Raw genomic sequence first — 26329 nt, forward strand, 5'->3', positions numbered from 1 at the left:
CCCAGCCGGGCTTCCACGCGGGCAAGCCACTGCCATTTCCCATTGTAGCAGGGAACGGCCCACGACGCGAATCTGTGATATAAAGAGCAAGCATGATCAAGAAACTACCGTTATACTGGACTATACTAAACTTATAGTTAACTTAAGCACTACCTCTTTTTGACCGGTCTGGAGGAAAGGTTCATGAACCAAATCACCATTATTCAACAAAGTGTCGACTATATTGAAGAACGGCTAGGGGAAGAACTTACACTAGCCGGGGTGTCCAAGGCTGCGGGCTATTCTGAATACCATTTCCACCGCACCTTTCTGTATTTTGTAGGAGACACGATGACTTCCTATGTCCGCAAGCGGCGACTCTCCAAGGCGGCTGAGCTGTTAACCACGTCCGAGTTAAAGGTACTGGACATCGCTTTGAGCTGTGGCTTCAGCTCCCACGAGGCCTTCACCCGAGCATTTCGCAAAATGTTCGGTATGTTACCAACAGAATGCCGTAAGCAAGGTCATTTGACCTGCATTGTTTCCAAAGCCAATTTACTGCGTAACATGAACAACCCAATAACCTATGATCGGAGAGATTATGACATGCAATATCGTGTCGAGTCATTGCCAGCCATGCACATTATGGGCTACTCCATGAACACAACCACCGTTGAAGGACAGAACAACGCCCAGATCCCCGCCTTCTGGCAACAATACATCCAGGAACAATGGGGAAGAACTGTACCAGGCAAGACAAATCCCAATGTTGAGTTAGGCGTATGCACTACATTAAATGAAGACGGCTCCTTCCTTTATATCATCGGCTTCGAGGTCAGTGAAACAACGCCCGTTCCCGAGGGATTGACCGAATACACCATTCCGGCGACCACATACGCCATCTTCACGACGCCCCCGGCTAGCCAGACCGAATTCGTCGCTTCCATTCAGCAAACCTGGGACGATATCTTTACCGACTGGTTCCCTACATCAGGCTATGAACAAGTAGCTGCCCCTGATTTTGAGTGGTACGACGAACGGTGCTGGCCGAAGGAAGGCAAGCAAATCGACATCTATATTCCGGTTCAACCCGTAGCCAAATCATAATGGATACAGCTACCATCTCTATCTCTACAGACTAATCTGTTTGCGGAAGAGAGGCCATTCTCAACGTTCTGAATCTCTCTAATTAACGGGAAAATCTCCATATAAAAATCGCTTTGAGAGTAATAAAACATGATTATAGGGAATTCCTCCATATAATTCGGACTAAAACGCTAAATATGGCCATAAAGTACGGATTTATAGGGAGGTTTTCCAGTTAAATCTCAAAATTCAGCCTTTTTCCGTAGATTAGCGGGAGAATTTCCCACTAGCTGTGCACTTGCATCCCATTTGCATCCCCCCAATGAGCGGTTACATCAATAAAAGCCAGTGTCAGGGAAGCATTGATAAGCTCCCTGCACTGGCTTTCTAAACTCTATGCCTTACTTCGGCTTGATGTCGAAGAAGTCTACTTCGCCATATCCATCTCCCTTGGAGAAGCGAATGGTATTCACGCCCGCCGTAAGATGAATGTTCGCCGTCGATAACCCCCAATTCTCCCAGCCCTTATGTGTAATATAGAATGGACTGGCGGGAGCGGAATTTACACTGAGCATCAAATGAGACCATGAAGCACCTGTCGTACCGTTGGCTGTTCGGGCCAGCAATACATATTCACCTGACACCGCAACCTCAATCTCGAACTGTACATAGCTTTCTGGCGTATCAATATGGCCTGCTTTTTGCCCGCCCGAACCGTTTGGACTTCCCGAGGCATACGCTACACCGGCAAACGTCCCCTGCTCTCCCTCATACCGAACACGAGAGCCTTCGCCCGAAGGCAAGACAATCGGCGCATTCGGATTAGCTGGCACCCCCAGGTTCGGCGTACCATCAGTATGCCAAGTGAATTTCTGCAATCGCACCTCACGATTCCAGCCTGCCCCTTGGTATTTAGCGACATGGTAGACAATCCAATCCTCGGTGCCATCAGGCGACTTCGTAAAGGAGTGATGGCCCGGTCCATACAATCCGTTGCCCGATTTGAAGATCGGCTGGCTATGCTTGTGCCATGAAGCCGGATCAAGCAGATTCGCCGAGATATTCGCTGTTAACAGCCCCAGGCAATAATCATCCGTCCAACTGCCGCTGGCGGAGTACACCAGATGGATCTGGCTCCCTCGCACGACAACCTGCGGCCCTTCATTAATGAGCGGAGAATGATTGGTCTCCCATGCAAGAGTAGGACGCGAGATTTCCACCCGTGCAGAATCAATGGTCCATGGATTGCTCATATGAGCGATATATAATTGCTGACTGACGTTCACATTGCCTTCCCAGCCAGACCAGATAAAATACAATTGTCCATTCACCTGCAATACCGTACCATCGATAGCCCACTTATTGGTCGCATCGGTAATTTGCCCTTTGTCCTGCCATGTACCTTGCAGTGGATCGGCGTTGGTATTCTCCAATACATACATGCGGTGATTGGCATTGTCTCCGTCATCCTTGGCATAATACGCATACCAGGCTCCGTTAACATAGTGAAGCTCAGGCGCCCATATATTATGCCCTCCAGTTGGAATGGCCCGGGTCTGACCGGCATCCAGATCAGTCAAGTGCCGGGATTTCCAAATCGTCACGTTATTGCCGGTGGTTTTGGTGAAATAGTAATACCCGTCCGTGTGCTTATACACCCATGGGTCGGCTCCATCCTGTAGCAGCACATTATAAAAGTTTACGACTCCCGTCCCGGCTATTGCCATTGTCGCAATCCCGCCTTTCGCGAATGTTATGCTCCGGTCATGATCTTGCGAATATCGTCAAGCGGCGCCTTCGGCACCCGGTCATACGTCAACAGGCCATTGATTTCCTGCTCCACATCCGTCAATTGGGTATAACAATACCCCTGAATGATCGGGGAAGAGAACATCGGGTCCACCACAGCCTTAAGCTTGCGGAGATAGTCTTCTTCATTGTCCGCACCAGAGTATCCCCAGCCCTCCCAATCGCTCTTCTTGAAGGCAATGCCGCCAAACTCAGACACGAGGATCGGTTGACCTTGATAGGATGCGCCCCCTACAAAGATACGGCGGTTCGCTGGCATGGCCTGAACTGCTGATTCCGCAGTTGCATAACGTTCCTCCAGCACTTCCTGGCGGCTCTCGTAATCGTGAATCGTGACCAGATCTGTAAGCATATGCTCCCACCCATCGTTATATACGACAGGACGGGTCAGGTCCAGCGATTTGGTCAAATGATACATCGCTAGCCCGTGCTGCTGCTGACGCTGATCAATCTGCACGTTCGGCACGCCCCAGCTCTCGTTCAGCGGCACCCAAACTACGATGCAAGGATGGCTGTAGTCCCGCTCCATAATCTCGATCCATTCCTTCGTAAAACGGCGAACATATTGCTCCGAATATTCATACGCATTCGCTGCCTCGCTCCAGACCAGCAAGCCCAGCTTGTCGCACCAGTACAGAAATCTCGGATCTTCCGACTTCTGATGTTTTCTCGCCCCATTGAAGCCCATTTCCTTGGTCAGTTCCACATCACGCTTGATATCCTCATCCGTAGGAGCCGTCAGCAGACCTTCCGGGAAGTACCCCTGATCCAATACAAGCCGCTGATAATAAGGACGGTTGTTCAACGACCATTTGCCATTCTCAATCGACACCTTACGCATCCCAAAATAACTGGATACCTCGTCTACACATTCCCCTGCGTGTACCAGACTGTATTCTATATCGTACAGGTTCGGATGCTCCGGGCTCCACAACCGTCCGTGTCCATGATCAGTAAAGTCATTCAAGCCGATGGTGCGAGTCTGCTCAGCACCCTTAACCACATATTCATCTTCGGCTACCATTTCTCCCTGGAACGAAATACGCACTCTTAATTTAACACCGGAACCACCACCGATAGGCAGCCCTTCTATAAAAGTACGCAAGCGAATTTCATTACGGTCGATATCCGGAGTAACCATCACTTTGCCCAAATGAACGGCCGACACCGGCTCCAGCCAGACGCTTTGCCAAATGCCCGTTGTCCGCGTATAGAAGATGCTGGCCGAATCCTCCAGCCAATATTGCTTGCCTCGTGGCAAGGTCACATCACGGCTGTAATCCTGTGCCCGCAATACAATTGTATTGCTTCCGACCTTCAGCAGCGGAGTAATATCCGCATGGAACGGAGTATGTCCGCCTTCATGGGTTGCCGCTAGTTGGCCATTCACCCACACCTTAGCCACATAATCGACCGCACCGAAATGTAGCACCGTTCGCTTGCCACTCCACTTCTCAGGTACCTCGAAGGTACGGCGATACCACACGATATCATGGAAGGAAGGATCCGCGATGCCGCTCAGCTTGCTTTGAAAGGTGAAGGGGACGGAAATTTTCTGCGCGAAGGGAGCGGAAGCTCCCTCCAAATACCAGCCTGCCTCTTCTCCTTCATCGGCATCATCAAATTGGAAGTCCCATTCCCCGTTCAGACACAACCAATCCTGACGCACAAATTGAGGCCTCGGATATTCTGAACGCGGGATGGTCACATCATTAGCTTTCATCGTCACTGTTATCGACTCCAATGCTATGCTTTATTTGGGTTAGCGAAGCGTTTAACCTTTAATCGAACCAACGTATACACCCTTAACGAAGTATTTCTGCAGGAACGGATATACCATCAGGATCGGTACGGTAGATACGACAATCGCACAATACTTGACCAGTTCCCGGAAAGCTGTCGAGCTCTCCGCACTGTTAATCACTACACCGCCCGCACTACCAATCGTCGTCGCGGTGGAATCATTGGCTACCAATATTTCCTTCATTAATAGCTGCAACGGAAATAGATGGCGATCTTTCAGCAGAACCATAGCGTTAAACCATGAGTTCCAGTTCCCTACGAGATAGTAGAGGAAAATAACGGCCAAGGTCGCTTTGGATAACGGCAGAATAACGCGCAGCAAAATTTTGGCTTGGCTGGCTCCGTCAATGGTGGCCGCCTCTTCCAATTCAACCGGGAGCGCCTGAAATCCGGTTCTCAAAATAATGATATTCCATGTACTCAAGGCCGTAGGCAGAACCATGGACCACAGATTGTTGTACATACCGATATCCTTCATCAGCAAGAACCAAGGTATCAACCCGCCGCCAAAGAACATGGTGACCGTAATCATAATCATGATGTAATTTTTAAAATACAAATCTCTCCGCGACAGCACGAATGCCCCCATGATGGTCATGGCCATGTTAACAAACGTGCCGAGGCCTACATAAATGATGGTATTGCGGTAACCAATGAGCAAGCTGGTATCTTTAAATACGAGTCTATACCCGTCCAGCGTAAAACCAAGCGGTTTGAACAGCGCCCCTTTATGAGCAATTAGCGCATTCGGATCACTGACTGAAGCAAATAAAATATGCAATAGCGGGTAGAAACAGACCAATGTAATTACGGTCAGCACCGTATAATTCAAATAGTCGAACGCCCGGTCTCCCCGCGGCTTCCGTCTTCTTCTGCTGATAACTCCCTGTCCTGTCATATCGCATCCTTCTTTCTTACCATAAGCTAACCTCTGATGTCCGCTTGGCGATTTTGTTCGTCGCCCACAGCAAGCCAAAGTTAATCACTGCACTAAATAGGCCAACGGCCGTGGAGAAGCTTAAGCTTGCTTCCCTCAAGCCTCGTCGATACACGTAGGAGGCAATGACATCCGCTGTATCATAGGTCAATGGGTTATAGAGCAAGATGATCTTCTCATGCCCGGAGGCCATCAGGCCACCCACGGCAAAGATGAACAGAATGACAATGATCGGTGCGATTTGCGGCAGCGTAATATACCACATTTTCTTGATTCGCCCAACCCCATCGATGTCCGCTGCTTCATACAACGCAGGGTCGATGGAGCTCATGGCAGCCAGGTAGATGATGCTATCCCAGCCTATATTTTGCCATATACCCGAGAAGGTATAGATCGGTCTAAAGAAATTGGAATACCCCAGAAGCGAGGTATATTCCTTGCCGGTAAAAAACTGAACGATTTGAGTAACGACCCCTTCGTCCGCCGTAAAGATATGAATAATACCACAAACAACGACGAGAGAAATAAAGTGAGGCATGTACGTAATCGTCTGAATGGACTTCTTGAACTTTCCGTCACGCACCTCATTAAGAAGTAGCGCCAAAACAATGGGTGCCGTAAACCCAAAGGCAAGGCCCCACACATTCAGCATCAACGTATTCTTCACAACCCGCCAGAAATAAGGACCTTGGAAGAAATCAACGAAATGCTTAAAGCCTACCCAATCACTTTGTGCAAAACCAAGCAACGGTTTAAAATCTTTAAAGGCGATCATCACGCCCCACATCGGTCCGTAGCAAAAGATTAAATACCAGGCAATGACCGGTATCGCCAACATATAGGCGAACCAATGCTTCTTGAAATCTTTCTTAATGACGCTTCCGATATTTCCTGTTTTCGTGGGCTTAATGGGAGGTTTTGCTTTCTCTAATCCCGGGGTTATTTCCATGACCTATCACCTGCTCTTATGTCCCAGATTTGACGTCGGTACAGCTAACGAGGGGGTACTGGCTTTGGCCGATGCATCCCCTCGTCACCCTACCTATTATTTAAATAATTGAACAACCTTATCTCTCGTTATAACGATCCAGTGCGGCCTGATGGATGCTAAGGAACTCATCCAGCCCCATCTTCTTGGCTTCTGTCAGGAATTTATCATAAGCATCCACCGGTAATTCACCCTTAATGATCTTGGCGAAATATTCTCCCCGAAGTGTGGATAACTGATTACCTAATTCTGCTTCCCTGGAGGCTTCTTCCTTCGTAAAGGAGATCGGCGGCGGCGCCATGCTGGCATCCATATTCTCCGTCCAATACTCTCGAATATCTCCTGAGTAGCTTCCCTCGGCCACAATTAACGGATTAGAGTTGTGCTCATCGCGAATGCTCGGCCAAGCATGACGCCGATATTTATTCAAGGCTACCGAAACAGGCTGACCATCCGGGTCTTTGTAAATGTAGCTGTCTGCCGGATAATATGGCATCCCGGCTTCGTCAATCAAATGTACCGTGCCATACTCGCCATAGTTAAGGATTTCCCAGCCCTTCTTGGAGAAGTTGAAGTCAAGCCAGGCCATGGCTGCCTCGACATTCTCAGCCTGAGTCGTGATGGCGGCTTCAATGCCCGCTCTCTTAAAATTCCGGTAAGTGGTACCGGACTTATCTCCTTCGTTCAGTATCGGGTTCAGCGCTCCAACGAAATCAATGTCATTTTGCTGCTTCCAATAGCTCCACATCGTATCCGGAGAGTCCATCATGACTGCAGTCTTGCTGGACACTGCCGAGGCCATTCTTTGGTTAAAGTCAGCCGTAGCCCAGTCGCGATTCAGCAGACCTTCCTTGTTCCATTGCTGCATCGTTGCCAAGTATTCCTTCGCTTTCGGCTGTGCAGGTCCCCAGGCTACCTTGCCATCTCCATCAAGGAAGGTCCAGTCCCACACACCGTAGGCGCCATTAAGAATCCCTGTAAAGATTTGACCGTAATTCGAGCCATAGTTCAAAGGCTCCGTAAACCCTACTTCTTTCGCCTTCGTCAAGAACGTATGCCATTCATCAATCGTATTCGGCACGTCCAGTCCTGTCTTGTCCAGCGCTTCTTGCTTAATCAGCATCCCGAACCACGTCCACTCCGAATAAGGAGCGATGCCGTAGAAGCCCAGTAGCTTACCATTATCCGTAACGGTTGTCTTTCTACGCATTTCATCGGAGTTGCGCCATGCTGTATAATTAGGTGCATGTTTGTCCATCAAATCTGTTAAATCTAGATAAGCGCCATCATTCACACCGGCTTCAAATCCTCCTGGGTAACGCCCCGGGCCAATGATGATGTCTGGCAAGTCGCCGGAAGAGATCATCAGGGTAAAGGCATCCGCCTCTTGTCCGATCGGCGGGGTGATGAAATTTACTTTAATGCCTGTAAGCTTCTCTACTTGCTTCTGAATGGCATGTTTGTTCATGTCGGGGATGTCGGAGTTGGCTGGCATCCATACCTCCAGCGTCACATCGCCTTCTACCGGATAGGCTGAGTAATCACTAGGGATAACTTCATCAAACGGATCACCCAGATAAGTATCATTCAAGGATAAGTTCACTTGATCGATTTGCTCCTGCGTTGGAGCCGTATTTCCACGAATATCCTGACTTATATCAGCAAAATTATTTTCTTTTTTCGGGACGTTCTCCGTATTCTTCGATTCGTTCGAGGCCTTGTCAGCCTTGTTGTCACCGCCGCTGCACGCCGTCACCGTAACCATAACCAGGATCGCAACCAATAAGAGATGAAGAATGCGTTTTGAAGTGTTTTTCATAGTAATCCTCCCATGATCAAATCTCATAAAGAAATGATATCCCCCTTCATTCAGATATAAGTCAGATACAAATTAATATTATGTTTTATTACAATTATTTTGTATCTATATCGAAATTATAGGCCCTTCACCGCTCTATGTCAACGCTTTCATAGTGATAAAAAATAATTTGATACATTTTTTTTGTATCAAATTATTTGAATATCCACATTTCGTTCCTATACCTCGCCGGAAGGACGATTTAGAGGTGTATCGAGTGCCATAGGCTTGGCGAAATCAGGCATCCCCTTATCCGTCCATCCAAAGCGCTGAACCCGCGTACTACGTGGTCTTGACTCAGAACGTTTCTGATCGACCTCGGAGTAATCATAGGCATGGTAAACAATCCAGTCCTCTTGTCCGTCGGGAGATATAGTGAAGCTGTTATGTCCCGGAGCGTAGACCCCATGCTCAGGATACTGGGCAAACACTGGACCAGGATGCTTATCCCAGGCAGATGCGTCAAGCAAGTCCGCTGACTCTGAAATGGACGTCAGTCCCAGACAATAGTCGTCAGACCATGTGGCACTCGCCGAGAATATAAGGAAAATACGACCGAATCGCCGCAGAAAGGCTGGACCTTCATTGATCGCCATGCCGCCTTGCTTCTCCCAATCCGCCGTCGGCGCTGTAATCAGCACATTTGGACCGACCAAGGTCCAGGGATTCGCCATCCGGGCTGCATAGATGGCCGAGCCATAATCAGGGAAATGACCGTAACCGGAATAGAAGAAATAAAGCTCCCCCTTGTGCGGCAGCACCGTGCCATCCAAGCCGGGGTGCTCGGCATTCACCGCTCCCTTAAATATCCATTCATCCTGCATCGGGTCCGTGCCAGAGAGTTGCAACACACATACTCTACGCGTGTCGTCCCCTCCCCCGTCGTTCGCCGTATAATAGATATACTTAGTCCCATCTATCTCATGCAGCTCAGGAGCCCATAGATTATGTGAATAAGGTCCTGGCGACGAGGGCGCCCATATGACCTTGGGCTCCTCATCCGCCAATCCCGTAATGGTACGACTTCGCCGCAAGGCCAGGTGGCGACCCGCCGTCACCATCATGTAGTAGAATCCGTCGCTTTGCTTGACAATCCAGGGGTCTGGACCGTTATTCAGAAGCGGGTTGTGAAATATGGCCGCGCTCATATCGTATCCTCCTTAAGCTCGCATTTATTTAAGATTAATCTCACGGATAGCCTCAAGCGAGACCTTCGGCTGGCGGTCTTCTGTCAGCAGGCCATTAGTTTCCTGTTGCACATCGGTAATTTGCGTATAACAATAGCCTACAATATAATCCAAATCCTTGATTGCCTCATGCAGACCCCGGAATCGCTCCAGGAAAGCTTCCTCCGACGCTTCTTGCTTGCCGTAGCCCCAACCGGCATCCGAGGTAAAAGCAATCCCTCCGAATTCACTGATCAGAACAGGCTGCCCTTTATAAGAATAACCGTCCGCAAAGGCATACTTGTGATGATTAAAGGTCCGCTCATTATTAACGATGACCTCTTTGTTCTTATATTGTTTGGTGAATTCTTCTCCAGTGCCGATATAGTCATGCAAAGTGAGAATATCCGACACCGTATGCTCCCAACCATCATTCGTAATAACAGGACGGTTTGGATCGAAGGCTTTAGTCATGTGATAAATAAATTCGGTAAATTTTTGCTGGTTCTTGTTCTTGAAGATTTGCGGGACGCCCCAGGACTCGTTGAACGGAACCCAGGTAATAATACTCGGATGATTGTATTGCTGACGAACCACTTCCATCCACTCGGTGGAGAATTTCTGCATAGCTGTATCGTTAAATTCATAGGTAGCTCCCATTTCAGACCAGACCAGAAGCCCCTTAACATCACACCAATAAAGGAAGCGTGCGTCTTCTACCTTCATATGTTTGCGAACGCCGTTATACCCCATCTCCATGGTTAAATCGATATCCTTAATCAAAGCTTCTTCGGACGGAGGAGTTAAATGAGTATCCGGCCAATATCCCTGATCCAGCACCAGACGTTGGTACAGCGGACGGTTATTAAGCAGAATTCTCCCCTTCTCGATCGAAATTTTTCTCATCCCGAAGTAGGAATGCACCTGATCGACTCTTTCTTCTCCCTGGTAGACATTAAATTCCACGTCATAAAGGTTGGGGCTACCCGGTGCCCATAGGCTTAACTTCCAAGGTCCATTGGCTTCATGTATTAGATCAACGTCCATATCCAGCCAGGCACGGTCGATAACCAGACTTGTCTTCTTCACCTGACGCCCCTTGAGCCGAATAATCGTCTCCAAGCGTACTTCCTGATCATTCAATGGCCCGTTGACCTGAAATTGAAACTTCACCGAGGCATGATCAATGTCCGGGGTAACCTTCACTGATCCGAGATGAACAGGATCGACGACCTCCATCCATACCGATTGCCATATCCCTGTCGTTTGCACGTAGAAGCATTCGAAATTCTGCTCCACCCAACGTTGCTTCCCCCTCGGCTGGGTGGCATCCATGCTGTCCTCAGCCTTCACCGTCAAGCGATTATCCGCGCCTGCCGTCACATAAGGAGTAATGTCAAATGAGAAAGCCGTGTAAGCTCCTTGATGGCTGCCTACGTAAACTCCGTTCACCCAAATCTTAGCGACATAATCGACTGCCTGAAAATTCAAGATCAATCGCTTGCCCTGAAGGTCCTCTGGAACCTCGAAGGAACGATTGTACCAAACATTCGAATGATGATCCTGTTGCCCGATACCACTGGCTGGAGTTTCATACGTGTAAGGAACGGTAATTTTCATATCACCGGAAAAATTATCCTGCCATTTCTCCAGCTCACCTTTGTTGCCGTCATCAAATTTGAAATCCCATTGCCCATTCAAATCGACCCAAGCCTTCCTAACAAACTGCGGCCTAGGATAGTCCTTGATATACACTTCTGTCGTCATGTAGTCTCTTTTCTCCTTCACAAAATAATTAATTTATTACAATTATTTCGTATTTAATTAAGATACTACCCTCCGTCTATTTTATTGTCAACGCTTTCTTTTATTATTATTGTTTCTTTACACAAAAAAGAAGCCCTCTTTTATCCACCTGATCAGGGGATATGAGGGCTTCCTTCTATTTCCTCTTAAAAAATGTTGCAGCTTGAACCAACAGGCTTATTACCGCAGCCGTCAATCATACTCCAGACGCATGATAATCCCTTGTGCGTAGTCGCCAAAACCCTTGCCGAATAAATTAAGTCCTCCCTGATGCTTGGCATCGGGCTTAAGGCCAATTCGAAACGTAATGAACGGCTTGATGTCCAGACGCAGATCAAACAACGTGACATCCGAGCACTTCTCTTTGTCGATTGTGCTACGGTTCATATCAATGGACCACGTCTTGAGCAGTCCATGCTGCGTACTATTGTCATACCACCATGAAGGGTTCAGCTTGCCCCTGTGGTCCCCGAAATCGCCGGGAGATATCCATGAGCCGATCTCAATATCATTAACCCATACGGTAATCTCCGAGGGCCAATCATTGTTGTAATTCGGCGCTTCAGAGCATAACTCTACGGAGAACTCCAATGAGCGAAGCCTTGCCCCTTCAGGGAATTTACGTGGGAAGCGATACTCGATCCAGCCCTTGCGAAGCCATATAAGCTCAGCACTCCGGCTGTCCGGATGATAGAAATTGTTCGGATCATCCTCTTGAAGGATGATTCCGGCCCCGTTTGCCATCCCACAGGTCGGTACAATGTCAAAATCTATGAAATGGCCGATTGGCATTTCAACTTCCTGCACTTTGCCCCGATTGTGGTCGTAGGCGCTCGGATTCAAGATCATGTGCACATCGTCAAAGTTGCGGCTGCACACCTTCATCGCTCCACGAGTTGCCGGCTGAAGTTCGGTTACGATCAACTCGGCATCCTCAAGCACCTTGACATTATTGGCCGCTGTAGACACCGGAATATCAAGCTTCTCCGCGATTTCCAGCACATTCACATTGGGCTTGGCCAACAACAACTTAATTATGCCGATTCTTGTATGCGTGCTCAGCGCATGCGCTACCTTGACCAAGCGGTCAGGATCATTAATAGACAGTTCCAGCATCTATTGTCCACCTACTTATCATCTTATAGAGGATGTTCAAAAAGTCGTCTTCCCAGGACGAAGCAGTTCAAGGAGTGAATTCGACATCGAATCTTGAATTCAGCCGGGCCTTCCGTTGCTCACGTAGATCTGTCTACGCTCCGCTACTCAGTCCCTGGCTTCATCCAACCTTCTTGGTCCTGTTAACCCGATTTTTTGAACTCGCACTTCATAGAGGATGTTCAAAAAAGTCGTCTTCTCTTTTTGAACTCGCACTTATTACAACAAAATGAGAATATAACTTGCATTGATTTATTTTTCTTGTAACAAAACAAGTTTACCACAATTTTGTAAAGAGTAAAGAGGAGATCGTTCATAGGTGATGGACAATAGATGCTTTTAGAGGTTGTTCAAAAAGTCGTCTTCCCAGGACGGAGTTACGCAAGGAGACTATTCGACATCGAATCTTAAATTCAACCTTCTCGGTCCTATAAACCCGACTTTTTGAACTCGCACTTTTTCCTCTTTATTCGTAACGCAGTGATTCAATCGGATGCAGCTTGGACGCTTTATTGGCCGGGTACAGGCCGAAGAAGATTCCCACGGCTGCCGAGAAGCCAAAGGCCAGCATGATAGCTCCTACAGAGACGACAAACGGCAACCCGGAGATTAGTGAAAATACAAAAGCAGCTAATAGCCCTAACAGCGCACCCAGCGTTCCTCCGATAAACGAGAGTATAACGGCCTCAATCATAAATTGCAGCATAATCGTACCCGGCGTAGCCCCGATGGCTTTACGAATCCCGATCTCTCGGGTTCGTTCTGTTACGGAGACCAGCATAATGTTCATGACACCAATCCCCCCGACCAGCAAGGAAATCCCTGCAATAGAGCCGATGATTGTCTGCAGTATGGAGAAGGTACTGGCCACCATTTGCTCGGCCTCCTTGCCTGTTTGCGAAGCAAAGGAGTCGACCTCTAGCTTGTACTTCTCAGCCAGCCATTTCTTGACGTCTACCACGGTGTCATCAATTTTTTCGGGAGAAGCGGCCAATACCTCAATCATGCTGAACCGCTCATTATCTCCATTTTCTCCAGCAGGCATTGCTGTGACCGGAGCAAAACCGCTGTATTGCTCCCCGCCCATGCCGCTCATAATGTTATCCTGCGGTTTGTATACGCCCACGATCCGGAAGACACCCCCTGACAGGGTAGCTTTGCGGCCGATGGCACCCTCAGCAGATCCATACAGCTTCTCGGCATATTTATTATCTACGATGATAACCTTCTGGCGGGCCCGCTCCTCCTGGGCGGTGAAGAAGCGCCCGGTGAGCATCTCAACTTTCTGCATCTTGTGCAAATCTGCGGTTGTCCCCGTTATGGTTACGTTAAGTGTATCCTTCTTATACTTACCGCTCATCCCATACGTGGTTGAAGAAGAGACATAACGTACTCCGGGTAACTTGCGGATATCAGCAAGGTCGCGCATTCGGAAGTCCACCAGCGTATCGCCCTCCGAATAATTCTGATAGACAACGAAATAGCCATCATTATAATTCGATACCATGGAAATGATGGAGGACTGTCCTGCCTGCCCAATGGAGACGACCGTCACCACCGCAGCCACGCCGAACACGATACCAATCATGGTCAGGAAGGAGCGCAGCTTGTTCATCCTCAGGTTGTCCAGGGCAACAAGAATACTTTCCCATATACTCATGAGCGTTCACTTCCTTTGCGTTTGTCGCTCAGTATTCTGCCATCCCCAAACGTAATAACGCGATCGGCATGCTCCGCAATATCTGGCTCATGGGTAACAAGTACAATCGTTGTTCCTTCTTCATGAATCTGCTTGAATAAGGCCATGATCTCATAGGAAGACTTGGTATCCAGGTTCCCTGTCGGTTCGTCTGCCAGTAGCAATGGAGCGTTCATGGTTAATGCCCGCGCTATGGCGACCCGCTGCTTCTGCCCCCCGGACAACTCGGTTGGACGATGCTTAACTCGTTCAGCCAAGCCAACCTTGTCCAGCAAATCAAGGGCTCGCTCGTTACGTTTCTCGCGGGAGAGGCCTGCATACATCATGGGAAGCGTCACATTTTGCAGAACTGTCTGCCGCCCCAATAAGTTAAAGCTTTGGAAGACGAAGCCAATCTTGCGGTTGCGCACCTTGGCGAGTTCTTCTTCACTTAACGTCTGCACAGGCTCCCCATCCAGTTCGTAGCTGCCATCACTAGGCACATCCAGACAACCGATAATATTCATCAGCGTCGATTTGCCGGAGCCGGACGATCCCATAATCGCGACGAACTCCCCACTTTCGATGTGTAGGTCCAAAGGCATTAGGGCCTGCACCTCTAGTGGTCCGTTCTTATACACCTTAGTAATACCATGCAGCGTAATCATTTCGTCTCCACCTTGGCTCCGTCGTGCAGAGTATCGGCCCCCTCGGTAACAATAACATCGCCACTCACCGCTCCGGTAACCAATTCAATCTGATCTTCACTTTCTTTGCCAATGGTCACCTCAACCCGGGTTGCAATGCCTTCTTCCACCTTATAGACATAAGCCTTCTCTCCGTCATACTGGACGGCGTTGATGGGTACCAGCAACCGCTCTTTATCCGGGATCTCCATTTCAACCGTCACATTATAACCAGCTCGCAGTTCCGGAGACACCTTGTCCAATGTAACGGTCATCTCTACCGAAGTATCCTTGGAGGTCTGATCTGCCAGGCCAGCCGTTCGCGAGAGATAAGTGACTTTCCCCTCATATTCTCCTTCAAAGGCTTCTCCCGTCACCACCGCCTGCATCCCTTCGGATACTTTGCCTGCATCAAGCTCGTTAAGATAGGCTGTCACTTTGTAGCTACTCACATCAGCAATGGTAGCAAGCGCGGTTCCTTCGGCAAGCATTTGGCCCGCCTCGGCTGCAAGCGCGGTAATCACACCATCCGCCGGGACCAGCACGCTGGAGTTAGCCAATTGCTTGTTCAAGGACTGAATCGTCAGTTCACTGCTGCGAATACGCAAATCAAAGGAGGTCAGATCGAGTTCTTCCATTTCCTGATCCGGATTCTCACCCACCGCCTGCTTGAAGCTTTCGAAATGCTGCTTCTTGGCAGCCAGACGCTCAGCCTGAGTCAACTGAAGGTTAATCTGCTCCTTATCCAGTTGCTCCTTCACCTGGTCCATCTCAAGGGACAACAACTGTTGCCCCTTCTTCACTGTGTCACCCAGCTTGACCTCGACCGCTTGCACCACACCGCTGGCCGGTGAGTAGACCGAGTTAGTCTCGCCCGCCTCCAGCTTGCCGTTGGTATACACCTGCTCAACGATAGAGCCTTCTGTTACTTCAGCAGTACTTACTTTAGCTGTTCCGTTCGTATTCAGCAGATTTACCAGCACAAGGACGATTACAACCAGTCCGATTACAACGCCCCAGAACCATTTTTTCTTAAACAAGTCCATCACCTATCCCGTATCTAAAGAATGTATAAGGAGCAAAGCAAAAATTACTGTATCCAAGCATCAAAGCATAAGAATCGAAACGACCGACAGAAGCAGCCAAGCTATAACAATCCAGGTCCCTACCGTTTTGCGCGACCGCTTCATCATGACCGACGCACCGACAACATACAAGAACAAGCTCCACAAGCTGAATGGATTAATGATCGACAGCCAATGATACAGAGCGCTGGATTTATCCGAGATGAACGCACCCAGACTAAGCGATACCTCTGTCATTGACTGTGCACCCGCCGCGCGAGCCACAACGCTGGCAATGATGCTGCCCACTACTCCCGGCATTGCCGAAAGAGCCGCCACGGATACGAATTGCATATACTTGCCTTCTCCGCGAACGACCAGATTAAGCAACATCAGCAGCAGCCCCGTGATGAACGCCAGAATAACTGGCACAATGATAGCCATCACATAGGCAGTAGTCTTGGCTGTGGCCATCACAGTTTCCTGCAATGAAGTATCAATTTGCTGACTTTGCAGCGACCGCATAATTTCCCTATCCAGAATGGATGATTGAATAAAGATAACAGCACCCGACAAAACCACTATTGCAATCAAGGCGTAAAGCCAGGTAAGCTTGCTCTCCCTTACCCGTTTGAACGTCTCCTCCGGAGAAACAAAAACCGTAAATACATTTTTCAAAACTGTTCCCTCCCCACCAAAGTAAAACCCGCTTCTTACTAGTTCATACCATACATGTTACACAATTCACAATCAAACGCTATGTAGTCAGTCATGTATTTATACGAATAAGACGCTCGAAAGATTCAGTCAATAGCTATTAAGCACCATAAAATAAAAAAACGCGGCAGTCAGGTGTCCCTTTCTGCTCGCGTATATATGTTGCAAATGATAGCATTTCGCCTTTAAATCCCGGGAATGGGGTTGCGTTTATGCTCAGTACGCAGGTAGAAAGCCTCCAGGCGCTCCTTGACGGTCGGATCGATCTCCTTGCCTTCGAGATAATCACTGTTATCGTCATAGCTGATGCCCAGTTCCTTCTCGTCGGTCTGCCCTTCCCACAAACCGGCGGATGGAGCCTTGTCCAGAATGCTTTGGGGTACGCCCAGATAAGCAGCAAGCTGCCGAATCTGACGCTTGTTCAATGAACTGAGCGGAGTAATATCAACCGCCCCGTCGCCCCACTTCGTATAGAAGCCCGTAATTGCCTCAGAGGCGTGATCCGTGCCGACCACAATCAGATTAAATTCGAAAGCCAGCGCATACTGCATAACCATCCGCGTCCGCGCCTTGACATTACCCTTACCTTGGTGGCTGATGTGACGGGGCTTGCCGATATTCTTGAAGTTATGCTCCACTTCCAGGGCAATCTCATCAACAGCCTCTTCAATATTGGTCTCTACTGTATGCTCCAGATGAAAGGCCTTGGCTACCTCATAGCTATGCTCGATATCCTCTTGTTGGCCATAAGGCTGAAATACCCCAAGTGTCATATAAGATTGGCCTGTCTCTGAGGTCAACTCATCTGTAGCCTGCTTGCATAATGCAGCAGCCACCGCACTATCAATGCCACCGCTAATCGCGATGAGCAAACCAGTCGTGCGGGAGGATTTAACGTACTCTTTCAGAAAATCGACCCGTTTGCGTACTTCCTCCTCCACATCAATGACAGGCTTCACACCCAAGCGTTCAATAATCTCCTGCTGTAAACTCATCTCTCTTCAGCCCCTCCAAATTTCTATTTAATGAAGATACAAGAAATTAAAAAAGCGCCCCGAACGTACCGGTAAAATACCGTTACTTCGGGGCGCTAGCCTTATACCTGCGCTCACCGCTCCAATCGCTGCCTTATCGGCAGAAGCGATCAAATGCCCCGGTAAGGTCGGCAGCAATCTCCTCGGCCGAGCGGTCTTCAATTTGGTGGCGCTCGATGAAATGAACTAATTCTCCATCCTTCATCAAGGCAATGGATGGGGATGAAGGAGGATAAGGTGCAAAATATTCACGGGCCTTGGCCGTCGCTTCCTTGTCCTGTCCGGCAAATACAGTGAACAGATGGTCCGGCGTCAAATCATGCGCCAGCGCCTGCGCAACACCCGGACGGCATTGGCCTGCTGCACATCCGCAGACCGAATTCACAACAATCAATGCCGTTCCTTGCGATGCAGGCACCTTCTCCTCTACATCTTCTGGCGTACGCAATTCCTGAATACCCAATACCGTTAACTCATCTCTCATCGGTTGAACCATATCACGCATATATTGGTCAAATGACATCGACATTTTTCAAATCACTCCTTAGGAATACTTAAATTTAATTATACATTTCTAGCAACGGATAGCAACACTGCCACCCATGTTGTAAGCTCTTAATTGGGAGCCGCAGAGAACGGGAGAAATACGGTGACCGTCGTCCCCTGTCCCTCTTGGGAATCCACACTTAACGTTCCTCCGTGACGCTCCGCAATACTTAAGCACAGGTTGAGGCCCAGCCCCGTTCCCTTCGCCTTCGTCGTAAAGAATGGCTCGAACAGCTTGTCCCGCTGCTCAGAGGGAATGCCCGGACCCGTATCTCTGACCATCAGGACAACACCTGTGGCCGTAGTAGTTGCCGCAAGCGTAAGTTCCCCCTTATCCTCCATGGCCTCCATCGCATTACGTGCCAAATTCAGAATGAGTTGCTTGATTTCCTTAGGATTCAGTATCAATGCTGGCAGCGAATCGTCCAGCTTGACCTCGATGGTCTGCCCGCGCAAGTTGGCATCAGCCCACAGCAACGGCGTCAGTTCCTTAACAATGTCCTCCAGATGGCATGTCTCGCTGACGATTGGCCTATTCTGAGCCAGGGATAGAAAATCACTAATAATGCTGTTAGCCCGGTCCAGTTCCTCCATGACAATGCGGTAATAATGATCCAGCGTAGGTGGACTCTTCTCCCGCATTAATTGCAGGAATCCCCGGACAACAGCCATCGGATTGCGTATCTCATGGGTAATGCCTGCGGCCATCTGCCCCACCAGGCTAAGCCGCTCGGCATGGTTAAGCTCCATACGCAGCATCTCAAGCTCCGTGATATCCTGAATGATCGCCACAGCACCAAGCACTTCATCGGAATGACTCTTATAGCGTGTTGAGATGCTGGTAAAATAAATATGATCATTACTCTTCAACAACTCCGTGGTCTTGGCATTTCCCGTTAGCGCGGCATCAACCCGAGCGGCAAGCGATTCAATAGGCCCCCCTGCAAGAACATCGTTAAGGCTGCGAAGCAATAGATCCTCGCGCCTCACATGCTCGTCCTCCTTACGCTGAGTACGGTATAATTGTAGAAATGTCTCATTTATCGCTATAATAGAAGCTTGCTGATCGAGCAATACCATACTGAGAGGCGCCGCATCCATCATCTGCTGGAGCTTCTCCGCTTCACGGAAATATTCACGCGATAGCCGGGCAACTTGCCCGCGCAGCCTAGCTTTGTCCAGTGCGTTCTCGATCATATGCACAAATACACTGCCAGCCACCAATGAGACTAAAATACCGGTAGATAACGCCATAAGGAAATGAGTTTGAGGTAGAATCAGAGGGGTACCTGTCAGAAAGGGCGAGACATTTATCAATAGTTCTCCAGCCATGAAGAATAACGACAGAATGATGACCTTACCCTGCCTTCCCTGTCTTCTGAAGAAGCGTGAGGACAGCAGCACGAAGGGGTATAGCAGTAAGCTTGTCTCATATATAAATCCGGTGGGTGTATGACCCAAGCCCAATAGTAAATAAAGCAAAGGTTGCAGGAGAGTCATGATGAGTCCGGCACTGAGTCGGCCATACAGCATCAGGGCAAACAAGGGAAGTATGGCAAAATTCAGCGGAACATCGTCCCATAAGCGGGTAGCAAAGATATTGCATAACACGATGCTCAGCGTGCAGATCAGTGTTAGTCCGGTAACGAAAGAAGCACCCTCGGCAACATCGGTACGCCGCCAAGCGAATGAGCCTCTATTTTCAGATATTAATGGAAACAAAAATGCAGGCAGGCCGGCGAGCAGCAATTGAAGCACCATTTCTTTTACAACATCCATGTTCTCCCTCCCCGGACGGAAGAATGCCATTCTTGCTTCGATTAAATCACAGGGCTTGACGTTTTACAATGACGCATCTGCTCAAATAAGCATATTAGTACAAACAAAGGAGAGAAAAGTATGAAAAAGGTTGACGTCATCGTCATCGGAGGGGGGCCCTCCGGTCTCATGGCTGCCATCGCCGCCGCAGAGCAAGGCGCAGAGGTTGCGCTCCTGGACAAGGGGAATAAGCTAGGGCGAAAGCTGGGAATTTCCGGCGGCGGCCGCTGCAACGTAACCAATGTCAAAGAAATCGATGAGTTAATTACCTACATTCCCGGGGGAGGACGATTCTTGTATAGCGCCTTCTCTTTATTCAGCAACCGGGATATTATCGCTTTCTTTGAAGGGCTGGGCATCGCTTTGAAGGAGGAAGACAACGGGAGAATGTTCCCCGTATCTGATAAGGCCAAATCTGTGGTTGATGCCTTGATTGGCAAAGCTCGTTCCCTGGGTGTCCACCTGCTGGTCCATCATCCCGTCAAGGAAATCCGCTACGGCGAGGGCAGAACCTTGGGCGTTACCCTCGAAGGCGGAAAAATTATGGATGCCCGGGCCATCGTTGTCGCTACAGGAGGGAAATCGGTCCCGCATACGGGCTCCACTGGCGATGGCTATCCTTGGGCCCAGCAGGCTGGCCACACCATCACCGATCTGTATCCCACCGAAGTACCAATCGTATCCCGCGAACCGTTCATTCAGAGCCGAGAGTTACAAGGCCTATCCCTCCGCAATGTCCGCTTGTCTGTATTGAATGCTAAGGGCAAGATCGTGGTGAGCCACCTTGGCGATATGCTGTTCACTCATTTCGGCTTATCCGGACCTATTGCCTTGCGCTGCAGCGGCTTTATTCGGAGCGTGAAGCAGAAGAACGGTGGACAAGATGTCACCATGATGCTTGACCTGTTCCCGGATCTTAGCACGGATGAATTGGAGCAACAATTACGGAACCTGGCGGCAGATGAGCCAAAGAAGGCTCTTAAGAATGTGTTGAAAGGGACCTTGCCCGAGCGCCTGCTTCCCCTGCTGTTCGCCCGAGCGGTACTTCCCGCAGAAACAACCTTCGAGCAATTGCCCAAGGGACCGTGGCAAGCCTTTGTTGCGGAGCTGAAGGCCTTTAGCATTCAGGTATCCGGTACCCGGTCCTTCGAAGAAGCCTTCGTCACCGGAGGCGGCGTACATCTTAAGGAAATCGATCCCCGGACCATGGGCTCCAAGCTGGTGGAAGGTCTCTACTTCTGTGGAGAGGTTCTCGATATTCACGGTTACACGGGCGGATATAACATTACCGCAGCCTTCACCACCGGTTATACAGCAGGACATCATGCGGGACAAGAGGCTCAGAGTTAAAGGCCTCTTTAGCGTGTGCGTTCAAATGCCATTCCCACGCTTCCGTACACATGACCAAGCCACCAGGCGATAAGCACTCCCGCTGGGACGCTTCCAAGCAAGCCCCATAGCGGGGGAACCAGCTTGACCGCGAACGCAGCCGTAAACAGGATCGCAGCCGGAAGCAGCAAGAGCATCATGGCGGTAGCGGCACTTCGATACTCTGCTGTATCCGTTAGCGGGACAAGCTTCATCCACTCCGAGTGGAAGAAGGCCCGCCGGTGCCCTCCCAACCAAAACAACATGAGCAATAGCAGCGCTACATATACGATAAGATGGACGGGAGAAGGTATGAGTAAAATGGCCCCCACCCCTATGAGCGTAAATTGAATATATTGCTTCCGTTCTGTTCCGCGAAAAAAAGCTTTAGTGAGTGCTTCCGCAATGCGGGCCTCCGGTAGACGAGAACGGGTCAATCTGCGCATACGAAGGAATAGCCAAGGCTTTTGCACCCCGGTACGGGGGGCTTTGGGGCGCTCCACCACGGAGGATAGCAACAAAGAAACAAGCCTCGTCTTCTCGCGCTCCTCCTCGCGCACTTCTTCCGCGAATCTCCCTCGCAACTGGAACCGAAACCAGGCGAGACAGACCGCCAGCACGCCAAGCAGCGTTATAGCGGGCCAGACGCTACCGCCATTGCCAAGGATTTCAAGCGTCATGGATACACCCAAACCGGCAGCCAGCATCGAATAGCCTAAAGCGCGAAGCAACACTTGTCGCCAGCCGCGCGTCAATATCCCAAGCAATTGGGCCAGCAGCATATGCACACATTTGCCGACCAGAAGCAAAACATAAAGCAGCCCCATATCTATCAAGCTCATCCCGAAGACACGAACAAGCACCGGGCTGAGCAAAACACAGAAGGCCAGCAGTAATAAAGCCTGCCCAGCTATAGAAACAACGAGTCCCCGCAGCATCACGCCCCTGATCCACTTCGGCCGCTGCCGAAGAAATAATACGTCCGCCCTTTCAATATAGAACGAAATTCCCCCTGTACCATACATAAAGAGAATGAGAGCTGCCGTGATATAGGAATAGGGTAGCCCGGCAAGCCAATTTGGCAGTTCATCCTGCCACAAGCCGTAATAGGCCCGTCCCCCCAGCAATAGAGCGGGAACACCGATATAGAGCATGACGATTCCATCAAAGGTAAAGCGCAAAATATCTCGCTTCTCCCGCAGGCGATCCTTCCACCGTCGCACAAACAAACGACTTATCGTAAGAGCCTTCATGTCAATACGTCAAAACAATCAAACAAAGTAGCGTCCGGCAAATTAGCGGTTGCCCTAATGTCCTCAAGTGTCCCCTTCGCCTTAATATGACCACTGGAAATGAGAACAAAATCATCACAAATTCGCTCCGCTGTATCAAGGACATGCGTTGACATGAGCACCCCTGCACCGCGCTGCCTCTCTTCCTCCAGCAAGCCAAGAAAATCCTTCGTCGCCCTTGGATCAAGCCCGATAAAGGGCTCGTCGACAATATATATATTGGGCCGGCTTAGAAAGCCGATCATCAGCATCATTTTTTGCTGCATTCCCTTGGAGAAGCTTCCCGGCAGCAAATCTCTGGCCTCCGTCATCCGGAACTTGTCCAGCAGTGCCCCGGCCTCCTCTTCGAACACCGGCTCCTCCATCCCGTATATCGCTGCCGCCAGCCCCAAATGCTCCCACAACGTCAGGCTGTCATAAAATACTGGCTGCTCGGGAATATAAGCATAATGCTCCTGTCCTCCGTGGAACTCCACTGACATCTCCGCAAAGGGAAGCAGATTAAGAATCGCTTTCAGCGTTGTACTCTTCCCGGCTCCATTGGGACCGATCAGCCCCGTCAATACCCCCGGTCGGACGCTGAACGACACTTGCTCAATGGCAGGATGACCCGGTTCATAGCCCGCTTCATCGATTTGTACTTCCAGCCACGCCTGCTCCATGTTTCATCTCTCCGTCTCTGCTTGTTTTTTCAATTATAGAGGATTTTCAAAAAGTCGTCTTCCCAGAACGAAGCTGTTTGAGGAGTGAATTCGACATCGAATCTTGAATTCAGCCCGGACAGTTTGCTACTCCCTTAAAAAATTAGCAAAATATTTACATTAAAAAACTGCAAATTGTGATAAATTATATTTTTTTTAATTGTCCGGTGCATTAAGATTACACTAATTCCAACCAAGTTCAAATATTCACAAGTAAAATATAAGGCGGGATGCACATGTTAAAAACCGAAGAACGCGGGACGGATTTATCCCTGCATTTGTACAGAGTCTTTGCCAAATCGTTCAAGAGCGTTAACGAGCACGCGGTTACGGGAAGTAAAATACAAGGCTTTAATCCTACTGCATTTGCGGTACTGGAGGTTCTTTACTACAAGGGCTCTCAGCCGATTCAGCAAATTGGGGCCAAGCTGCTGTTGCAAAGCGGCAATGTCACCTATGTCATCGATAAGCTGGAAGCCGCCGGTCTCCTGCACCGTACCCCTTGCCCGCGTGACCGCCGCGTCATCTATGCGGAGTTGACCCCACAAGGACAGGAACTGATGGACCAGCTCTATCCGGAATTTTCCGATCGCATCGATCATGCCTTAAGTGGCCTGAACGATGAAGAGAAGCAAACGATGATTGAGCTATTGAAGAAGATGGGACGCGAAGCTGAGAAGCTGGCCCCGCTCCTGCGGAAATAAACGGAGGCTGTTCTCCCTTCACTCTAGAGTGATTGGGGGAACAGCCTCTGTTCGTTGAATGGGCCTCGTCTACGGATTGGTTAACGATGCCAATGCTTGCGCACATTCATGAATATGCCGGACATAGTCTCCGGTCAGTTCTTGAATCTCCGTGCTGCTCTCCGCAACGGTGCGGCCCTCCCGCTCCACATCCACCAACTCGACGCGAACCTCACGTGGGTCCATGTAGGAGCACTGAAAATCAAAAGAATAGAATTGACGACCCGCTGCATTGATATGAATTCGCAAGCTATCCGGATCGGCAAGATCGGCCTGTACCTGCGCAGAATCTCCGGGGTTCAAATACTCCGGAAGCTGGGTCTGCCAGGCATTGACCAACGTGGTTTGATCTCTGTTGAGTTCTCTGCTCATGCTGCACCTCCCCCTTTCTTAAGAGGTCGTTCAAAAAGTCGTCTCCCTGATCACGAAGTAACTCGAGAAGTGAAATTCGACTTTTTGATCTCCCATTTTAAGTTGTGGAGGTGCTGCTTATTTTATACCTCGTTAGAGCTTCGGTTATTTGAACACGCACTATAAGTCGCGTTGCGCAATATCTCCGGATGCACGGTTCTGCTCCTCACCTGGCGTCCGATTTCTCAGACCGAATACGCTGATCACGCCTACAACAGCAATGACCGCCATGACGATGAATAGGGTATGCAGGCTCTCTCCAAGCACATGCTTGAGTTCACTCCACAGCTCCGGGGGGAGCAGATGGACCTTCTCGGGAGAGAGCAACTGATCGATATCATTCTGAGAAATCGGCGTTCCGTTGAACGTTTTGCCTACGGTTTGCGCAGCTATATGAAGATTAATCAGCGTTCCGAAGGCGGTCACCCCGATCGTCTGGCCCATAGACTTGACGAACGAATTGAGTGCCGTAGAGGCACCACGCAGACTGTAACCCACCGAAGACTGAGCAATGATTGTGAAGACGGTAAACGAAAAGCCAAAGCCAATACCATACAAAGCATTGCATCCAAGCATGATCCACAGCGGCGTACTCTCGCTCATTAAGGAAAGGCCCGTAGCACCAAGCCCAATGATAATCATGCCGATGAGTGACGTATAGCGAGAACCGCGAGAAATCAGCCAACGGCTGCCGAGTACCGATCCCAGCATCCAGCCGATAGACATCGGCGCCAGAATCAGACCGGAGATCGTCGCGTTCTGTCCAAGTACGCCTTGAATCCAAAGCGGCAAATACGAAGTTAGGCCTATGAGCAGTGCACTGGCTAGCAGGCTCGCCAGGTTCGAGAACGCTATATCGCGTATGCGGAATAGCTTAAGCGGAACAAGTGGCTCCGCCGCCCGCTTCTCTACGAAGAAGAACAGGACCAGGCAGACCACCGCTCCGCCTAGCAACGACAGCATGGCTGGCGAAGACCAGGCAAGCTGCTGTCCACCCGTAGCCAGCCCAATCAATAAGGCCGATATTCCGACTGTAAAGGTGATTGCCCCCGCGTAATCGATGCGCGCCTTCCGCTTCTCGATTTCTTCATGCAGATAACGAATAATAAAGATCAGAGAGAGTAGTCCAAACGGAATATTGAAATAGAACACCCAGCGCCAATTGAGCGAGTCGACAACATATCCCCCAAGCAGCGGTCCAATCAACGACGAAATGCCCCAAACGGAGCTGAGCCAGCCCTGAATTTTGGAGCGTTCTTCAATCGAATAAATATCCCCTATAATCGTAAACGTTACCGGAATAAGACCTCCGGCACCAATACCCTGCAACGCGCGAAAGGCGATGAGTTGCCCCATGCCATGCGCCGTTCCGGACAAGATCGACCCTGCCAGAAATAACAGGGAGCTGATTACGAATACCGGCTTTCTGCCGAACAAATCGCTAATCTTGCCAAAAACAGGCGTAGTGACGGCCATAGCGAGTAAATAGGCGGTAAATACCCAGCCCAGCAAGTGAGCCCCGCCCAAATCCCCCACGATGCGCGGACCAGCCGGGCCAATCACCGTACCTTCAATCGCGGCCAGAAATGTGGACAAGAGCAGTCCAATAAGTATGTAATTGCGTCTGAGCGTAACCTTCGCCATAACCAAACCTGACTTCCTTTCTTCTTCCATCACGTGTCAA

Annotated in this window: 22 protein-coding genes; 3 read left to right on the forward strand and 19 right to left on the reverse strand. The window is 49.6% G+C overall.

Annotated elements, in window-relative coordinates; genetic code table 11:
• Positions 1-183 precede the first annotated feature (183 nt).
• Positions 184-1086 (forward strand): AraC family transcriptional regulator, encoded by a 903-nt coding sequence (locus BN3279_RS06095; protein ID WP_059049762.1) that lies wholly within the window; start codon positions 184-186, stop codon positions 1084-1086.
• Between the two features lie 380 nt (positions 1087-1466).
• Here the strand turns inward: BN3279_RS06095 and BN3279_RS06100 are convergent, their stop codons facing one another.
• The 15 genes from BN3279_RS06100 to BN3279_RS06170 all read right to left on the reverse strand — a co-directional run bounded on the left by BN3279_RS06100 (position 1467) and on the right by BN3279_RS06170 (position 20091).
• Positions 1467-2792, reverse strand: coding sequence for a family 43 glycosylhydrolase (locus BN3279_RS06100; protein ID WP_089153438.1), 1326 nt, complete (start codon positions 2790-2792; stop codon positions 1467-1469).
• A gap of 26 nt (positions 2793-2818) precedes the next feature.
• Positions 2819-4597 (reverse strand): glycoside hydrolase family 2 protein, encoded by a 1779-nt coding sequence (locus tag BN3279_RS06105; RefSeq protein WP_059050463.1) that lies wholly within the window; start codon positions 4595-4597, stop codon positions 2819-2821.
• A 51-nt stretch (positions 4598-4648) separates the two neighbouring features.
• Positions 4649-5575, reverse strand: coding sequence for a carbohydrate ABC transporter permease (locus BN3279_RS06110; RefSeq protein WP_059049764.1), 927 nt, complete (start codon positions 5573-5575; stop codon positions 4649-4651).
• Between the two features lie 16 nt (positions 5576-5591).
• Positions 5592-6563 carry an ABC transporter permease gene (locus BN3279_RS06115; RefSeq protein ID WP_059049765.1) on the reverse strand — a complete coding sequence of 324 codons (972 nt, stop codon included), beginning with the start codon at positions 6561-6563 and terminating at the stop codon, positions 5592-5594.
• Positions 6564-6681: 118 nt separating this feature from the next.
• The gene (locus BN3279_RS06120) at positions 6682-8421 is read right to left on the reverse strand and encodes an extracellular solute-binding protein (protein WP_059049766.1); all 1740 of its coding nucleotides are present in this window, start codon (positions 8419-8421) and stop codon (positions 6682-6684) included.
• Between the two features lie 218 nt (positions 8422-8639).
• Positions 8640-9608 (reverse strand): glycoside hydrolase family 43 protein, encoded by a 969-nt coding sequence (locus tag BN3279_RS06125; RefSeq protein ID WP_059049767.1) that lies wholly within the window; start codon positions 9606-9608, stop codon positions 8640-8642.
• Positions 9609-9632: 24 nt separating this feature from the next.
• Positions 9633-11393, reverse strand: a complete 1761-nt coding sequence (locus BN3279_RS06130) for a glycoside hydrolase family 2 protein (RefSeq protein ID WP_059049768.1) — start codon at positions 11391-11393, stop codon at positions 9633-9635.
• A gap of 231 nt (positions 11394-11624) precedes the next feature.
• Positions 11625-12548, reverse strand: a complete 924-nt coding sequence (locus BN3279_RS06135; RefSeq protein WP_059049769.1) for an ArsR/SmtB family transcription factor — start codon at positions 12546-12548, stop codon at positions 11625-11627.
• A gap of 505 nt (positions 12549-13053) precedes the next feature.
• Complete coding sequence (locus tag BN3279_RS06140; RefSeq protein ID WP_059049770.1) at positions 13054-14247, reverse strand: ABC transporter permease; 1194 nt, start codon at positions 14245-14247, stop codon at positions 13054-13056.
• Positions 14244-14933, reverse strand: coding sequence for an ABC transporter ATP-binding protein (locus tag BN3279_RS06145; RefSeq protein WP_059049771.1), 690 nt, complete (start codon positions 14931-14933; stop codon positions 14244-14246). Before BN3279_RS06145 ends, BN3279_RS06140 begins: the two co-directional genes overlap by 4 nt.
• Positions 14930-15997, reverse strand: coding sequence for an efflux RND transporter periplasmic adaptor subunit (locus tag BN3279_RS06150; protein WP_232436772.1), 1068 nt, complete (start codon positions 15995-15997; stop codon positions 14930-14932). The genes BN3279_RS06145 and BN3279_RS06150 overlap by 4 nt, the downstream gene beginning before the upstream one ends.
• A gap of 60 nt (positions 15998-16057) precedes the next feature.
• Positions 16058-16693, reverse strand: a complete 636-nt coding sequence (locus tag BN3279_RS06155; RefSeq protein ID WP_059049773.1) for a YIP1 family protein — start codon at positions 16691-16693, stop codon at positions 16058-16060.
• Positions 16694-16917: 224 nt separating this feature from the next.
• Positions 16918-17727, reverse strand: coding sequence for an ammonia-dependent NAD(+) synthetase (nadE, locus tag BN3279_RS06160; RefSeq protein ID WP_059049774.1), 810 nt, complete (start codon positions 17725-17727; stop codon positions 16918-16920).
• A 133-nt stretch (positions 17728-17860) separates the two neighbouring features.
• The gene (locus BN3279_RS06165) at positions 17861-18295 is read right to left on the reverse strand and encodes a BrxA/BrxB family bacilliredoxin (RefSeq protein ID WP_059049775.1); all 435 of its coding nucleotides are present in this window, start codon (positions 18293-18295) and stop codon (positions 17861-17863) included.
• Between the two features lie 86 nt (positions 18296-18381).
• The gene (locus BN3279_RS06170; RefSeq protein WP_059049776.1) at positions 18382-20091 is read right to left on the reverse strand and encodes a two-component system sensor histidine kinase NtrB; all 1710 of its coding nucleotides are present in this window, start codon (positions 20089-20091) and stop codon (positions 18382-18384) included.
• A gap of 120 nt (positions 20092-20211) precedes the next feature.
• Here BN3279_RS06170 and BN3279_RS06175 point away from each other — a divergent pair, with 120 nt between their 5' ends.
• On the forward strand, positions 20212-21480 hold the full coding sequence (locus BN3279_RS06175) for a BaiN/RdsA family NAD(P)/FAD-dependent oxidoreductase (protein WP_059049777.1): 1269 nt from the start codon (positions 20212-20214) through the stop codon (positions 21478-21480).
• Positions 21481-21488: 8 nt separating this feature from the next.
• Here BN3279_RS06175 and BN3279_RS06180 read toward each other — a convergent pair whose 3' ends face one another.
• Together BN3279_RS06180 and BN3279_RS06185 are read right to left on the reverse strand one after the other, a co-directional pair.
• Positions 21489-22721 (reverse strand): ABC transporter permease, encoded by a 1233-nt coding sequence (locus tag BN3279_RS06180; protein ID WP_232436807.1) that lies wholly within the window; start codon positions 22719-22721, stop codon positions 21489-21491.
• 26 nt (positions 22722-22747) lie between these two features.
• Positions 22748-23452: an ABC transporter ATP-binding protein gene (locus BN3279_RS06185; protein WP_059049779.1), complete on the reverse strand. Its 705-nt coding sequence runs from the start codon at positions 23450-23452 to the stop codon at positions 22748-22750.
• Between the two features lie 275 nt (positions 23453-23727).
• Between BN3279_RS06185 and BN3279_RS06190 the strand changes: the two genes are divergently transcribed.
• Complete coding sequence (locus BN3279_RS06190; RefSeq protein WP_059049780.1) at positions 23728-24195, forward strand: MarR family winged helix-turn-helix transcriptional regulator; 468 nt, start codon at positions 23728-23730, stop codon at positions 24193-24195.
• A 69-nt stretch (positions 24196-24264) separates the two neighbouring features.
• On the opposite strand, the gene BN3279_RS06195 is transcribed toward BN3279_RS06190, so the two are convergent.
• Together BN3279_RS06195 and BN3279_RS06200 are read right to left on the reverse strand one after the other, a co-directional pair.
• Entirely contained in the window at positions 24265-24606 is a 342-nt protein-coding gene (locus BN3279_RS06195; RefSeq protein WP_059049781.1) for a hypothetical protein, read from the reverse strand.
• Between the two features lie 159 nt (positions 24607-24765).
• Positions 24766-26289 (reverse strand): MDR family MFS transporter, encoded by a 1524-nt coding sequence (locus tag BN3279_RS06200; RefSeq protein ID WP_059049782.1) that lies wholly within the window; start codon positions 26287-26289, stop codon positions 24766-24768.
• Between the last annotated feature and the right edge of the window lie 40 nt (positions 26290-26329).

This window comes from Paenibacillus senegalimassiliensis, from assembly GCF_001486585.1.
GTDB lineage: Bacteria > Bacillota > Bacilli > Paenibacillales > Paenibacillaceae > Fontibacillus > Fontibacillus senegalimassiliensis.